Source organism: Pararhizobium capsulatum DSM 1112 (assembly GCF_030814475.1).
Classification (GTDB): Bacteria; Pseudomonadota; Alphaproteobacteria; order Rhizobiales; family Rhizobiaceae; genus Pararhizobium; species Pararhizobium capsulatum.
In genome coordinates this window covers 1,207,081-1,221,940 of the sequence record NZ_JAUSVF010000001.1, presented here as the reverse complement: position 1 = coordinate 1,221,940, position 14,860 = coordinate 1,207,081, and the positions used below count along the sequence as shown (strand labels likewise).

The following is a 14,860-nucleotide window of genomic DNA, read 5'->3' as shown; positions in this document are numbered from 1 at the left end:
GCGCACCAAAACACAACGCCCTCGCGCTCTGCGCCAATAGCTGGGCCGTCCCTGGACCTATAACGGTTTCAGTACGAGCTGGGCAAAGGTGAAAGGCAAACTGGAGACCGAAGGTGATCCAGCCGGGCCTTACTTTAAAGGGCCTCAGGCACACGGTAGCGACCATCTTGGCAGAAATGGGCAAAGACAACGGCACGATCGCGCTGATGCTCGGCCACGCCACCGAAGCGATGGCAAAACACTATTCGAGATGGGCCGACATGACGACACGAGCGACGTCTGCGGTCACCGATTTCGAGGCTGAATTGAACAAACGGAAAACGAAAGTTGTCAAACCGACAGTTTGAAATTGTCAAACTAGAAAAATCAGGAGCCAAGAAAAACGTGAAAAACTCGAAACATAACAAGGGCTAAAAATGGTGCCCGGAGGCGGATTTGAACCACCGACACGCGGATTTTCAATCCTGCTGTCTAGAAATACAAATAGGTTGACAGCCCCCTGCCTGTCAACGATGCTATTTGATAAATCCCTTTTCGTTCAAGGACATTGCTAACACTTTGAGCCTGAATATTAGACTTATCTAAGGCAAAAAATCTTGCCACTGAAGCCCTTGTCAACCAATTTTAAAACGGTAGAGAGACGGTAGAGAGTGGCAGGGGTTTCCAAGGGGATACGGACAACATGGGCAGAGTGAAGTTTGCGATAGAGGATCACCACGTCCGCCAGGCAGCGTATAAAGCCGAGAGGGAAGGCTTCGGGAGCGACATCACCACGCTCCCGGATGCCAATGAAACTGGCTTGCGCTTACAGATGCAGGGGCGGACTGCGGCGTGGGTTGTAAGGTTCCGCAACTCATCTGTCACCATCGGCTACGTGTATCCCCAGGGCGACAGGACGCTCACCGCGTTGTCAAAGGTCCGAGGGCTGGCAAGAGCTGTCAGGTCCATGCTCAACGACGGGAAGACCAAGGAGGACGTGAAGACATTCCTCGGCGTCTACCATGGCAATGGAGTTGGGAGCGGCGACGTCAAAAAGGCGGCCGCCGAGATCGTCAAGCGCGAAGCTGAAGAAGCAACGCGCAAGGCTATTGAAGCTGCGCGGCCGACGACATGGACGCTGCGGGAGTGTGTTGAGGAAACAATTCGGGCAAAGACCGATCCGGCGACCAGAGAGACGGACCGCATCGGAGCTAATACGGTCAAGGACTACAAGCTGACATTCAATCGGCCCGCATTCACAAAACTGATGGATACCCATGCAGTGAACATCACACGGGGCGACATCGAAGATGTTCGTGACGAGGTCAGGCGGACCGTTGGAAAGTCACCGGCTGGCGCAATGAAGGTCGTTACGTACTTCCGCGCGGTGATGACGTGGTGCGCCCAGAACAATTCGAGCAAGTCTGGTCTGGTCGGCGACGCATGGTGGAATATGGTCACTGCTCCCTACGAGATCAGGCCACGTGACCGAAGGCCCGAAATCGAGGCGATCGTGTCTACGCTGCTCCTCGCCGAGCAGTATCTCGACAAGCCCCTGCCGGGACGCGCCCAGAGGATCGCGGGCGTAGGACACGCAGCCCTTTCCGGGCTCTGGTGGCTTGTACTGACGTGTCAGCGTGCAAACGCGGGGATGAGCCTACTCGGCCACGACGTTGTCGACGACAAGGTCGTGGGATGGAGGTTGGCCGCATGGTCCAAGGATGTCATGAAGGCCGGGCGCGCGCACGCGCTTCCTATCCCCGCTGAGGCTTGGGAAATGGTCGATCGGTTCAGGTCAAAAGCGAAGCACGGCTTGAGTACGCAAGAATGGGCTTTTCCTTCAGAACGCAAGAAAGGAGACGTCCACGTCTCCGCCTCGGGCGTGTATCGTGTCCTCTACCGTCTCGCAGGCCGGGACGAACTGCTTCAGGACGTAGAACGAGAAAGAACGAAAGTCATTCCCCGGCGGACTGAACGGCGGGACCTCTTGGCCGAGGCCGGTATCGACTGGTGGAGCCTTCAGGACCTGCGTCGCGCCATCACTAAGGCTCTCGACGAGGCGGGTATTCCTGGCGGCGCATCCGTCATCCTAGCCCACGAGGTAAAGGAAAAGGAGGCTATGGCGGTCTCCGCCACCGAACGGCAGCGCGCCGACTTCTTGCGGCAGCGACAGGCAAAGGTGACGCAATTGGCCTATGGCGGTGCGCAGCACCTTGCTCTCAAGCGCGAAGCTATCAAAGTCTGGTGCGATGCCGTTCTCGGTGAGTACGCACGCCAGAAGAAGCTTACAATGTCCAACGAGGACGCGGCCTAAGCCGCCTCCGCGAGCCACTCACGGCACGTAACAAATGCCTTTTATATTAAGTCAGTTCAGCAAACAACGCAGGATACGCTGTCTCGTCAATGGCCTCTTTGAGCCATTCCCCCTCCTTGTAAAGAAGATTGCGTTGGGTATCTAACATCATCTTCACCAGCCCCGACCGTACGATGTGTCGCCAAAAGTTAAAAGACTCAGGCGCATATTCTTCAGTGCCTGGATCGACTACAATTAATGGGCCATAGGTATCTTTTAGACAGTTTAGAGTTCGCTTGGCATTTCCTTGGCCGGGAAAGCGGGAACAAAACTCAAGGATCACACAGCCATCTTGATGGTCTTCAATAACGGCTGTCACTAAGCCGTTATCATAACTCAGCGTGCCGTCACTTTTTAAGTTTATTTCAGGCAAGTGAGCTTCTTTCATAGACCTTAAACTCGCGTATACACTCAGATCGTTGCGATATTTGTCTATTCGATGCCGAAATGCAGGACTTTAGGCCCACAGGCTTCCACCATGGACACGGCGATTGATAACGCGTCATCACCTTTGCAGTTTCCTGTGAAACCGCATACGGCCTGATGAACAGGCATCCCTGAACATTGCGTGCTAGAGCCGCCCAGAGCAAGACATATCCCTTCACCGAGGTCGTCATGGCCTGCACCTGAACATTGGTAGCTTGCGACGCCGCCCGACATACATACGGCGGCTCCCAGCGTCATGCCGCTTGTGCAATTATAGCTCGCGACCCCACCTGCCATACAGACGCCTTGAGCATATTTCATGCCGCTAGTGCAATTATAGCTTGCGACACCACTTGCCATGCAGACGCCTTGTCCGAGGCTCATGTTGCTGGTGCAGTTATAGCTTGCGACGCCACTTGCCATGCAGACGCCTTGTCCGAGGCTCATGTTGCTGGTGCAGTTATAGCTTGCAACGCCGCTTGCCATGCAGATGCCTTGTCCGAGGCTCATGTTGCTGGTGCAGTTATAGCTTGCGACGCCACTTGCCTTGCAAACACTTTCACCAGATATTTTGCCGCCATCAAGAAAGATCGGGATCAACATTTGAGAAATTTTGCAGAATTTCTGAGTTTGCTCAAATGTTTCGCTGAACGAAGAACTGGGTAGCCCCATCAGTAGGAAGGCCGTCCAAACAGCTAGCGCAACTGACTTGTTGTGGGCATGCATCTTTGTGGTCATGTTTTTTCCGCCAATTGTCTCGCAAATTCCTAGACGTTATGCCCGAAACCATCAATTTTAAGAGACGAAAACCCATTTTTCATTGGCATAAAGGGTAAGCGGTGCGGCGACCCGGCGGCTTGGAAGTTATCGCGATAGGAGGCCCGCGCATGATGACCCGCAGTATAACCCATCCATTACCATACTGGAAACGATCCTCGCACCCTCAGTATCGGGCGCAGTCAAGCTTGATGGCCCCACAAGCGCCCAACAAGGGTCTTCGTCATTGTAAGACCGGCGGCGAAGTCGTCCTCGGTCCGGAGGACGAAGCCTTCATTTACGATCTCGGCGTCGGCCACAACCTCGTACCGCTGAAGTCTCCAAGGGCGCAGCGGCACGAAGGCAACCGGATGCATCAATGCATCGGCCCGGGGGCTATACGACGCCCGTCTCGACGACGACGCCTTCCTGTAATTGTCGGTGTGCTTCCGGCCGGCTAACCGCTAGCAACGATAGAAACAAAGACGACAATGTGCGGCAATTCCGCGGCCCCTTCAACGCAAAGCCGGCGAATCACGTCATCGATCGCGTCTGCGGCTTGGCCGGATTTTGGAGCGGTCTCGTCAACGCCGCCGCCGGCCGATTTGCCGCCGACCAATACAGAACCCGGAAGAATTAAAACCGCCGAGTTCATGATACTTGAGGGGAACGATATGAACCGGAGCAATGCGCAGCCCGACACCCAAAACCGCCTCTGCACGCGCCTCCTCGACAAGCTAGTGGTTACCGCCTGACATAAGAGTTCGGTATGGGATTCCTTTTGCTGGGTTGGCATGCGAGTCTGGCGCATGCGCACAGGAATATCGTTCACCGTTTCGCCAACCGATCACAACGCGTCAAACGCTCGGCAGCTTCGCGCCGATACTGTTGAAAAACTAACCGTTGTCGGCATTGGGATGTCATGATTCAATCGTCGCATTGATTTGCGGGGGATTGAGTGATGATGGGATGCCAGACAGCTCCAGCGCAGCTCTTCTACGACTTCTGCCTTGATGATCACGTTCCTGCCGACCACATGCTGCGCGGGATCGACCGCCATCTCGAACTCGACAGCGTACGAGCGCACTTGAAGCCTTTCTACAGCGCCACGGGTCGCCCCTCGATTGATCCCGAGCTTATGATGCGAATGCTGATCATCGGCTATTCCATGGGCATTCGCTCGGAGCGACGGCTTTGCGAAGAGGTCCACCTCAATCTCGCCTATCGCTGGTTCTGCCGCCTCGGTCTGGACGGCAAGGTCCCTGATCACTCAAGCTTCTCGAAGAACCGCCATGGCCGGTTCCGGCAAAGCGACATCCTGCGGCATATGTTCGAAACGGTAGTGGAGCGCTGCCTCTCTCAAGGGTTGGTTGGTACGGAAGGATTTGCAGTCGATGCCAGCTTGATCGCGGCGGATGCAAACAAGCAGCGCTCGGTACCAGGATCGGAATGGGAAGCCAAAGAAGATGCGGGACGCTCGGTACAGGAATATCTGGCTGTTCTCGATGATGCTGCTTTCGGCGCTGCCTCGCCGGTCACGCCGAAGTTCATCTCCTCGTCTGATCCGGCCGCCCAATGGACCGGTGCCCACAAAGGCCACGCCTTCTTCGCCTATGCGACCAACTATCTGATCGATACAGACCACGGCGTCATTCTGGATGTGGAGGCGACACGGGCGATCCGCCAGGCGGAGGTCGGTGCATCCCGCACAATGCTCGGCAGGACCGAGAACCGCTTCGGCTTGCGGCCCGATTACCTCGCGGCCGACAGTGCCTACGGTTCTGCCGACAACCTCGCCTGGTTGGTCAACGAGAAGGAGATCGCGCCGCACATTCCGGTCTTCGACAAGTCGAAGCGGACGGATGGCACCTTCTCGCGTTCCGACTTCACCTGGGAAGCCGAGAAGGAGCAATACCTTTGCCCTGCCGGAAAGGAGCTGAAACAATTCCAACGCACTTACGACCCACCCAGATCGGGGATCACGGCCGAGGGAACCCGGCTTTATCGTGCCAGCAAGAAGGACTGTGATCAGTGTGAACTGAAGCCTCGATGCTGCCCGAACATGCCTATGCGCAAAGTACCGCGCGATCTCAACGAGGATGCACGCGATGTCGCCCGAGCGATTGCCAAGACACCGGAGTATGAGCAGTCACGGCATCGTCGAAAGAAGGTCGAAATGCTCTTCGCTCACCTCAAGCGCATACTACGGATGGCACGTTTAAGGCTTCGAGGGCCGTGTGGTGCGAGAGACGAATTCCTGCTTGCCGCAACCGCACAGAACCTGAGGAGGCTGGCCAAACTCAGGCCTCAGATGCCGCCATGCGGTGCCATCGCCGCTTGAGGGCGGCATCGACCGATACCCTGCGCTAAGGCGTGGGCAGATCGCAGCATAGTGCACCGCCCAAAAGACCGAAAAGGGCGTGTGAGCGGATAATCCGTCGAGTTTTTCAACGATATCCGCCAATAGCAGTCATCCTAGCATCACGAAGTCACTCGGCCCGAAACCGCAAAGCGTTCATGATCAGCAGGAACGCTGCCGAGTTCTGACGTCGACTAGGATAGTAGAGGTAGTAGCCCGTGAACATCGGGCACCAATCGTCGAGAACCTGGACGAGCTCGCCTTCCGCGATCTGGCGCTCCACGAGGTTTTCGGGAACGTAGGCGATTCCGTAGCCTGCCGCGGCCGCCTCGGCTTGGGCGATCGAGCTGTTCAGCGTGATCTGCCCATCGACCCGGACACGGAGTTCGCGGCCGGCCTTCTCAAACTCCCATGCATAGAGGCCGCCCGATCGGGATTGCCGGGTGTTGATGCAGACGTGCTCCACCAGGTCCTGCGGGACTTCGGGAACGGGATGGTTCATGAAATACGAAGGTGCGCCAACTGCAACGAGCCGCCAATCCGGACCAATGCGCACGGCGATCATGTCCTTGTCGAGGCTCTCGCCCAAACGAACGCCCGCATCGAAGCGTTCTTCGACAATGTCCCTGAACCCGTTGTCGATGTTGAGTTCAAGCTTGATATCGGGATAATCCAGAAGAAGCGGCCGCACCTTCGGCCAAACGACGGTAGCCAGGGCGTGGTCGGAAAGAGTGATCCTGACCGCCCCGGCAGGTTTGTCACGGGCCGACATCAGGTCTTCGAGCTCGCCTTCAAGCTCCCGAAGACGGGGTACGAAGGCTTTGAGCAACCGCTCCCCCGCATCCGTCGGTGAAACACTGCGTGTGGTCCTCGTCAGCAATCTGAGGCCCAGCCGGCCCTCTAGCTGTTTGATCGTATGGCTCAGCGTAGACTGCGACGTCCCAAGCTTTGCGGCAGCCTTGGTGAAGCTCCGTTGCTCGGCCACTGCGATGAACGACAACATGTCGTTAAGGTCCTGCCGCTCCAACCGCCAACTCCCATTCATATTCAACGTCGATAAGTCCTTTCGGATTATGGCATCTAATCATTGGAATGACTACGGCGTATATTCCGATCGTAACGAAGCAATGATGAGGATGAATCGAACCTATGGCATTGACTTACGATCAACGGCCCGTCCGCATAGCAGGAGCGTGGGGTGCGGTATCTTCGATGGCGCTGGCCGCGTTCGTCCTCATCGCATCGGAGTTCATGCCCGTGAGCCTGCTCCCGCTTGTGGCCCACGATCTCGCGATCACCGAGGGGCAAACGGGACAGGCGATCTCGATCTCCGGCGTGTTCGCCGTGCTCACCAGTCTGGTGGTTGCTCACCTAACCCGCCGCATCGACCGTCGCCTCGTCGCCAGCGGCTTCACATCGCTGCTCGTCGTGTCGGGAACGATCGTGGCGTTCGCGCCAAATTATCCGGTTCTGATGCTTGGCCGGGTCATGCTCGGAATTGCCATCGGCGGCTTCTGGTCGATGTCGACATCGATCGTCATGCGCCTGGTCTCGGAGAACGAGGTCCCGAGGGCGCTCGCCTGGATCAACGGCGGCAACGCACTGGCGGCCACGATCTCCGCGCCGCTCGGCAGTCTGCTGGGTGCATATGTCGGCTGGCGCAGCGCATTCTTCCTGGTCGTTCCCATCGCGTTGCTGGCGCTTGTTTGGCAATGGATCAGCCTGCCGCCAATGCGACCTCGTTATCAGAAGTCCGGCGGCAATGTGCTGCGAATCCTCGCCCGCCGTCAGGTCCTTCTGGGCATGGCTTCGACCATGTTCCTGTTCATGGGCCAGTTCGCACTGTTCACCTATCTGCGGCCCTATCTCGAAACTGCGGGCGGCTTCTCGATCGAGGCAATCTCCCTTGTGCTTCTGCTCATGGGCCTTGCGGGCGTACTTGGCACGATCGCCATCGGCAGAGCCTTGCGCACACGCCTGTTCAGCCTCCTGATCGGCATTCCCGCCATAATGGCGCTGCTCTCGATCGGCATGGTCGCACTCACCTCAGCGTCTCTGCTCGTGGCGGCATTGCTCGTTACCTGGGGTTTCTTCGGCACCGCTGCGCCCGTGGGCTGGGGTACCTGGGTGAGCAGGCACATCTCCGATGACGCCGAGGCCGGCGGCGGGCTGAGCGTCGCCGTCATCCAACTCGGCATCACGGCTGGAGCCGCGGGCGGTGGATATTTGTTCGACACCATCGGATGGTGGGGTCCATTCGCTCTTGCGACCCTTATCTTGGCGGCTTCATCCATTCTCGCGCTTGCCGCCATGCGCAACGCCCGGAGAAACGCCGTATGACATCGCAATTGCATCGCCGAACGGTGTTGGCCGGCAGCCTCGCCACCATCATGTTCCCGCCGTTGGCATTCGGCCAGCAGGGCCGCGACCCCGCGAATCAGGAGCCCACAAATATGAAAGTCCGCTTCAGCTTCGACAGGCACACCGTCAACGCGACCCTCTACGACAATCCCTCGGCACGGGACTTCGCATCGATGCTGCCGCTCGACCTAAAGATCGAGGACTATTCCAACAATGAGAAGATTGCCTACCTGCCGCGGAAATTGACGGAGGACGGTAGCGGTCCATTCGGAAACGAGCAGCCCGGCGACGTCTGCTATTACGCGCCTTGGGGTGACGTCATCCTTTTCTATGCATCCTATCGCTATTCCAGCGGTTTGATCCGGCTCGGGCGCGTCGAGGGCGGGATCGAACCGATGCTAACCCGCGGCGAGTTTCCCCTACGCATCGAGCGCGCCGAATAATCAAAGGAAGGACACGATCATGCGTGCAACAGTTCTCTACAGCCCCGGCGATGTCCGCTGCGTGGAAGTCGAAGAACCCAGGATCATCGAGCCCACGGACGCGATCATCAAGCTTTCGGCGTCCTGCATCTGCGGCTCCGACCTTTGGCCGTATCGCGGACTCCAGCCCGTCAATGAACCTGCCCATATGGGTCATGAGTATTGCGGTGTCGTCGTCGAGGTCGGATCGGCCGTGTCGACGGTCAAGCCCGGCCAGTTCGTCGTCGGCTCGTTCGTGCTGTCCTGCGGCAAGTGCCCCAACTGCCTCGGCGGCTGGCCGTCGTCCTGCGTCAATCGTCAGTTCATGTCTGGCGGGCAAGCGCCGATCGCGCGCATCCCGAATGCCGACGGCACGCTGGTGGCGACCGCCGAGATGCCGCCCGAGGACTTGATACCGAGCCTGCTCGCCGCATCAGATGTGCTGGGCACGGGTTGGTATGCCGCGGATGCCGCGCGTGTCCAGCCAGGCTGCACGGCCGTTGTCGTTGGCGACGGCGCGGTCGGCCTCATGGGCGTCCTCGCCGCCAAGCAGTTGGGTGCCGAGCGGATCATCGCAATGAGCCGGCACAAGCCGCGTCAGGAACTGGCGTTGGAATATGGCGCGACGCATATCATCACCGAGCGCGGCGACGAAGGTGCCGCCAAGATTCGGGAACTGACGAACGGCATCGGCGCTGACTCGGTTCTGGAATGCGTCGGTACGCAGGAATCGATGATGCAGGCTGTCAACGCGGCTCGGCCGGGCGGCTCGATCGGCTTCGTCGGCGTTCCGCATGGGGTGTCGCTTGACGGCCAGATGCTGTTCTTCGCCCAAAAGAACCTGCTAGGCGGTCCGGCCCCCGTGCGACGCTACCTGCCGCAGTTCTTCGACCTGATCCTGAGCCGCAAAATCGATCCCGGCAAAGTGTTCGACCTCGAGCTTCCGCTGGAGGACGTCGCCGAAGGCTACAAAGCCATGGACGAACGCCGCGCGATCAAGACCCTGCTGCGCCTCTAGCGCCTTCCGGTCGCCAGCGGGAGATTCGAGCCCGCTGGCTGCCGATTACGCCCAAGACCCCGGATTGCGATGTGGAGACCTCCGGTTTCCGCACCCGCGCCCTCATGTCCGGATCGAACCTCACACTGCAAGTAACTGTCATCAAGGAGAAGCAAACATGTCAGACCATAACGAAGCTCGCCGTACCTTTCTCAAGCTGACCGGAACTGGCGTCGCCGCATTGAGCGTCGCGACCGCAGTCGGCGCACCCGCATTCGCTCAGGACAGTGCTGGCTGGGACAAGACGTTCCCCAAGAGTGAAGCCGTCGACCACGAGAAGATTACGTTCAACAACCGTTACGGCATCTCCCTGTCGGGCGACCTCTACCTTCCGAAGAACCGCGGTGATCGCCGCCTGCCGGCGATTGCCGTGGGTGGCCCCTTCGGCGCGGTCAAGGAGCAGTCCTCCGGCCTATACGCGCAGACGATGGCTGAGCGTGGTTTCATTACGCTTGCTTTCGACCCGTCCTACACAGGCGAAAGTGGCGGTGAGCCCCGCAATGTCGCCTCGCCTGATATTAACACAGAAGATTTCAGCGCGGCGGTGGATTATATCGGCCTGCGCCCTGAAGTCGATCGTGAGCGCATCGGTGTCATCGGCATCTGCGGCTGGGGTGGCATGGCTCTGAACGCCGTCGCCGCCGACAAGCGGGTCAAGGCCGTGGTTGCCAGCACGATGTACGACATGACCCGCGTCATGTCGAAGGGCTACAATGACAGCGTTACGTTGGAACAGCGCACCCAGGCTCTGGAACAGATGAGCCGCCAGCGCTGGGCGGACGCAGAAAAGGGCGGCCCTGCCTATCAGCCGGCCTACAACGTTACTGTGTCGGCAGACTCGCCGCAGTTCATGATCGATTATCACGACTATTACAGCACGCCGCGTGGATACCACAAGCGCGCCGTCAACTCCGGCAACGCCTGGACGCAGACAACCCCGCTCTCGTTCATGAACATGCCGATCCTGTCCTACATCGCGGAGATTTCCCCGCGCCCGATTCTATTTGTCCACGGTGAAAAGGCTCACTCCCTCTATTTCGCCAAGACGGCCTTCGAAGCGGCGGCCGAGCCGAAGGAGTTGATGGTCATCCCGGGCGCGAGCCACACCGACCTCTATGACAAGACGGATGTAATTCCGTTCGACAAGCTGGCTCAGTTCTTCAACCAGCACCTGGCGGCGTAATGCCGACCGAGCCGGTCGCCGTTCGGGCGGTCGGTTCGGTTCCACAAAGGAGATTTGACCATGGATATCATTTTCCTCGGCGGCCAGGCGTCCGGCAAAGGTCCGGCCGACTGGTTCACGGGTTCGGTAAGGATCGACCCGCTGTTCAACGCCAACGAAGCAAGGCGCGGTGCCGCCGCAACGGTAACATTCGAGCCCGGCGCTCGAACGGCTTGGCACACCCATCCGCTCGGCCAGACCCTCATCGTGGTGAGCGGACTGGGACGCGTGCAACGCGAAGGTGGACCGATACAGGAAATCCGCCCCGGTGACGTCGTGTGGTTCGAGCCGGGCGAGAAACATTGGCATGGCGCTGGACCGACAACGGCGATGAGCCACATCGCCATCCAGGAACATCTCGACGGCAAGGTCGTGGACTGGATGGAGCACGTCACCCAGGAGCAATTCGAAGGCTGAAGCAACGGTCTTGGCCGCGAGGCAGCGGTCGGTCTCGGCCTGATGCGAAGCGGATTAAACGCAAGGACAAATAGAATGAAGAGCATGACTTCACTTCTCGCCAAGCCAATCCGGGCTTTGCGCCTGGTGACCAAAGTCGGGATTTCGGCCGCGGTTGCGCTGGGTGCCATGTTGATGCCAGTATCTCCCGCGTCGGCGCACCACGGGTGGCCCGGCTTCCAGACCGATCGGCTCGTCTACATCTCGGGCACGGTCTCGTCAGATGGCGTCTGGGGCAACCCGCACTCGCAGTTCGATGTGATCTTGGACGGCAATCTGCCCGGAGACACGCCCGATCTGACGATACCGGAGCAGTTGAGCGATCCCGAGGACAGTGTCAGGGTGAATGCCGCGTTCGCTTACGGCGGCCCCCACAAGGAGCTTGAGGTAATCATCGCGCCGCCAGCGTGGTCTGGGAGGTGGGGCCTTGCGCGTGCTTTGAAGGTCGGCGAGCGTTTCCAGGCGGTCGGCTACATCAACCGCACGGATGACGGCCTGTTCCGTCCCGTTGTGTTTTGGTACGGCGACGATGCTGTGCCTGTAAACCAAGTGCTTGGGAACGAACTTCCGGTACGGGCACCGTTGCCGAAATAGGCAGCCAACGCTTCTGGGCAAATTCGCACATGAATATTGGAAGGTCGGCGATGTCGATCTTCCACGCAATGCGCCGACCTTATCGCACGGAGTGCACTTGAATGCTCAACTCATTGCTTATGCTGCTGCAGGGCTCAGCGCTGGGCGACATGGTGCGGAATGCCCAGTACCTCTACCCAGTGCTTGAAGCCATCCACATCCTTGGCATCGCCCTTCTGGTCGGCCCCGCCTTCGCATTTGACCTCCGCCTCCTGGGCGTTGCAAACCGCGTCGTGAGCGTGCCCACGGCGGCGCGGCATCTGTTGCCCGTTTCGCATGTGGGGCTTGCCATAGCCTTCGTCACCGGGATCGTCCTGCTCAGCGCGCAGGCGACAGTAGTCGCCAACACCGGAGCCGCGCCATGGAAGCTCGGTCTTCTGATCCTGGCTGGTTTAAACGTCCCGATATTCCACTACGGCGTCTACCGTCAGGTCGACGAGTGGGCCGAAGCCGCGGTGACGCCGATCGCTGCTCGTGCGGCGGCAGTCGTGTCCATGGTGGCGTGGATCGGCGTGATACTTTCGGGGCGGCTTCTCGCCTACACCTGAACGAAGGCCGCTTTGGGCGGCCGAAACCCGTAATGGCCCAAAAGCGCCCGCCATGAGCGGTCATGCCCCCGCGTCGAAGACGGCGCTGGATGCAGCCTGTTGCGCCATGACTTGGCGAAGTCTATCGACACCGCTTGGTATCTGGCGAATGGGCATGGACGCATATCCAAAGATGAACCCGGCACGTCGCTCCACCGGATTGGAGTACAACCGCGAGACTGGATAGACTCCAATGCCGTTGTGCCGGGCGGTGTCCGCAATGTTTTGCTCGTCCCGACGGCCAAACTCATTGAACCAGACAACCACATGAAGACCCGCCGACGTGCCGATGATCTCGATCTTTTCCCCGAAGGCCGCGACCATGGCATCCAGAAAGATGCCCCGACGCTCGGCGTTGGCCCGTCTCATTTTTCGCACATGCCGCTCGTAGCCACCGGACTCGATGAACTTGGCGAGCGCCTCTTGTTCAAACATGGAAGTGTGCCGGTCCATGATTTGCTTGCACAGCACGAACGGCTCGATGAGTGGCTCGGGCAAGACGAGATAGCCCAGGCGCAATGTCGGAGACAAAATCTTCGAGGTCGTCCCGACATAGATCACCCGTCCGCGGCCTGCGAGATAGAGCGGCGGGATCGGGCGTACATCGTAACGGTATTCGCCGTCATAGTCGTCTTCAACGATAAATGCGTCTCCGGCCGTGGCCCATTCCACCAGTTGCCGCCGACGACCGATAGAAAGAACGCCTCCCAGGGGAAATTGATGGCTCGGCGTGACGCAGGCAAGCGCGTAGCCAGCAGGATCAGGCAGGCTGGACGTGTCCAAACCATCCTCATCGCAATTGATGGCGGTGGGCACGGCTCCAAGGGTGACCAAGACGTTGCGGGCCATCGCGTAGCAGGGTTCTTCGAACAGCACTTTGTCGCCCGGATCGACAAGGACCCTCGCACAAAGGTCCAACGCCTGCTGTGAACCGTTGACGATGACGATCTGCTCGGCTGTGCACCTGATGCCACGTGCCCGCCACAGATATCCCTGCAAAGCCTGCCGCAAGGCTGGACTGCCGGCGGGATGTCCGTAGCTCAGCTTGTCCCGATGGGCGAGAACCGCCGACCCCAATGACTTCCGCCATGCCAGTTTCGGGAAGTCGCCGGGCGCGACATCCCCATACCGGAAGTCATGGTCGAGCGGTCCTGTTGCGCTCGGGACAATGGAGGGTAGTTCCATGGCGCGAGCCGCATAGGCCGACAGTCTCCCTGTCGAGCTGGGCCGTGTGAGCCTGGAGATATCGCTACTGGCGGCGACATTGCCCGCGACGACGGCTCGCGCGCCATGCCGCACATGGACATAGCCCTCCGAAGTGAGCTGCTCGAAGGCGGCCGTCACGGTCGTGCGGGAAACGCCGAGTTCCTCCGCCAATGCCCGCGTCGACGGCAGCCTGTCTCCGACAGCATAGACACCCGTTGCGATCTGGTCCCGCAATCCGAGGTAGATGGCGCGCGAGGTTCGGATGTTTTCTCCGTCTCGGTCAAACTGGACCATGATTTTGGTCATGAACTGGCACTCCCTCTCATGCGAGTTGGATGCGATAACAGAGCCAAGTCAAGGGAGACCTTCATGTACACGCCTCCAGCATTCATCGTCGCCGACAGGCTCCAGCTCTATGAGATGATTCGCCAGTGTCATCTCGCCAACTTCATCACCGCAACTGCGAGTGGCCCGATGGCCACGCCGTTGCCGATGTTTCTTGACGAAACCGAAGGCGATATGGGGGTGCTTTATGCGCATCTCGCTCGGCCGAATCCGCAGTGGCAGGCGGAAGTCCTCGGAGATGGACTGGCGGTATTTATGGGGCCGGACGCCTATGTGACACCCTCGTGGTACGCAACGAAAGCTGAGCATGGAAAGGTAGTTCCAACGTGGAATTACGCCGCGGTGCACGCCTCCGGTCCAGTCGACTTTTTCGACGATACCGATCGGCTGCTCGATGTCGTCAGCCGTCTAACAAACTTGCATGAATCGTCGCGCAAAGCGCCCTGGGCCGTAACGGACGCTCCGGAGAATTACATCAAGGCGCAATTGCGCGGGATCGTCGGCATCCGCATGCCGATCGTCAATCTGAATGGAAAGCGGAAGATGAGCCAGAACCGCCCCGAAGAAGATCGCAAGGGCGTCAAGCGCGGTATCGAGGAACGTGGTGAGCGGCATGACGTTGCCGTTGCCGCCATGGTTCCGACCTAACTACGGGCTGG

At 59.1% G+C, this 14,860-nt stretch carries 15 protein-coding genes; 11 read left to right on the top strand and 4 right to left on the bottom strand.

Annotation, left to right across the window (positions count from 1 at the left end; translation table 11 throughout):
* The first annotated feature begins 113 nt into the window (after nucleotides 1-113).
* Nucleotides 114-347 (top strand): tyrosine-type recombinase/integrase, encoded by a 234-nt coding sequence (locus QO002_RS05865; RefSeq protein ID WP_307227597.1) that lies wholly within the window; start codon nucleotides 114-116, stop codon nucleotides 345-347.
* Nucleotides 348-682: 335 nt separating this feature from the next.
* Entirely contained in the window at nucleotides 683-2,293 is a 1,611-nt protein-coding gene (locus tag QO002_RS05860) for a site-specific integrase (RefSeq protein WP_307227595.1), read from the top strand.
* Nucleotides 2,294-2,339: 46 nt separating this feature from the next.
* Here the strand turns inward: QO002_RS05860 and QO002_RS05855 are convergent, their stop codons facing one another.
* Both QO002_RS05855 and QO002_RS05850 read right to left on the bottom strand, forming a co-directional pair.
* Nucleotides 2,340-2,720 carry a hypothetical protein gene (locus tag QO002_RS05855; protein WP_307227593.1) on the bottom strand — a complete coding sequence of 127 codons (381 nt, stop codon included), beginning with the start codon at nucleotides 2,718-2,720 and terminating at the stop codon, nucleotides 2,340-2,342.
* Nucleotides 2,721-2,764: 44 nt separating this feature from the next.
* Nucleotides 2,765-3,496 carry a hypothetical protein gene (locus QO002_RS05850; RefSeq protein ID WP_307227591.1) on the bottom strand — a complete coding sequence of 244 codons (732 nt, stop codon included), beginning with the start codon at nucleotides 3,494-3,496 and terminating at the stop codon, nucleotides 2,765-2,767.
* A gap of 979 nt (nucleotides 3,497-4,475) precedes the next feature.
* Between QO002_RS05850 and QO002_RS05845 the strand changes: the two genes are divergently transcribed.
* The gene (locus QO002_RS05845; RefSeq protein ID WP_307227588.1) at nucleotides 4,476-5,855 is read left to right on the top strand and encodes a transposase; all 1,380 of its coding nucleotides are present in this window, start codon (nucleotides 4,476-4,478) and stop codon (nucleotides 5,853-5,855) included.
* A 148-nt stretch (nucleotides 5,856-6,003) separates the two neighbouring features.
* Here QO002_RS05845 and QO002_RS05840 read toward each other — a convergent pair whose 3' ends face one another.
* Entirely contained in the window at nucleotides 6,004-6,900 is an 897-nt protein-coding gene (locus QO002_RS05840; RefSeq protein ID WP_307227586.1) for a LysR family transcriptional regulator, read from the bottom strand.
* Nucleotides 6,901-7,022: 122 nt separating this feature from the next.
* On the opposite strand from QO002_RS05840, the gene QO002_RS05835 reads away from it, so the two are divergent.
* From QO002_RS05835 to QO002_RS05805, 7 genes are all read left to right on the top strand, one after another.
* The gene (locus QO002_RS05835) at nucleotides 7,023-8,213 is read left to right on the top strand and encodes an MFS transporter (protein WP_307227584.1); all 1,191 of its coding nucleotides are present in this window, start codon (nucleotides 7,023-7,025) and stop codon (nucleotides 8,211-8,213) included.
* Nucleotides 8,210-8,677 (top strand): cyclophilin-like fold protein, encoded by a 468-nt coding sequence (locus tag QO002_RS05830; protein ID WP_307227582.1) that lies wholly within the window; start codon nucleotides 8,210-8,212, stop codon nucleotides 8,675-8,677. The genes QO002_RS05835 and QO002_RS05830 overlap by 4 nt, the downstream gene beginning before the upstream one ends.
* A gap of 19 nt (nucleotides 8,678-8,696) precedes the next feature.
* Entirely contained in the window at nucleotides 8,697-9,713 is a 1,017-nt protein-coding gene (locus QO002_RS05825) for a zinc-dependent alcohol dehydrogenase family protein (protein ID WP_307227580.1), read from the top strand.
* 157 nt (nucleotides 9,714-9,870) lie between these two features.
* A complete protein-coding gene (locus QO002_RS05820) occupies nucleotides 9,871-10,935 on the top strand; it encodes an alpha/beta hydrolase (protein WP_307227578.1) in 1,065 nt (354 codons plus the stop codon).
* Nucleotides 10,936-10,995: 60 nt separating this feature from the next.
* A complete protein-coding gene (locus QO002_RS05815) occupies nucleotides 10,996-11,391 on the top strand; it encodes a (R)-mandelonitrile lyase (RefSeq protein ID WP_307227576.1) in 396 nt (131 codons plus the stop codon).
* A 75-nt stretch (nucleotides 11,392-11,466) separates the two neighbouring features.
* Nucleotides 11,467-12,024 (top strand): hypothetical protein, encoded by a 558-nt coding sequence (locus QO002_RS05810; protein ID WP_307227574.1) that lies wholly within the window; start codon nucleotides 11,467-11,469, stop codon nucleotides 12,022-12,024.
* 101 nt (nucleotides 12,025-12,125) lie between these two features.
* On the top strand, nucleotides 12,126-12,611 hold the full coding sequence (locus QO002_RS05805) for a DUF6644 family protein (protein ID WP_307227573.1): 486 nt from the start codon (nucleotides 12,126-12,128) through the stop codon (nucleotides 12,609-12,611).
* Nucleotides 12,612-12,671: 60 nt separating this feature from the next.
* Here the strand turns inward: QO002_RS05805 and pdxR are convergent, their stop codons facing one another.
* A complete protein-coding gene (gene pdxR / locus QO002_RS05800; protein ID WP_370878540.1) occupies nucleotides 12,672-14,150 on the bottom strand; it encodes a MocR-like pyridoxine biosynthesis transcription factor PdxR in 1,479 nt (492 codons plus the stop codon).
* Nucleotides 14,151-14,225: 75 nt separating this feature from the next.
* Between pdxR and QO002_RS05795 the strand changes: the two genes are divergently transcribed.
* The gene (locus tag QO002_RS05795; RefSeq protein ID WP_307227569.1) at nucleotides 14,226-14,849 is read left to right on the top strand and encodes an FMN-binding negative transcriptional regulator; all 624 of its coding nucleotides are present in this window, start codon (nucleotides 14,226-14,228) and stop codon (nucleotides 14,847-14,849) included.
* Nucleotides 14,850-14,860: the final 11 nt, after the last annotated feature.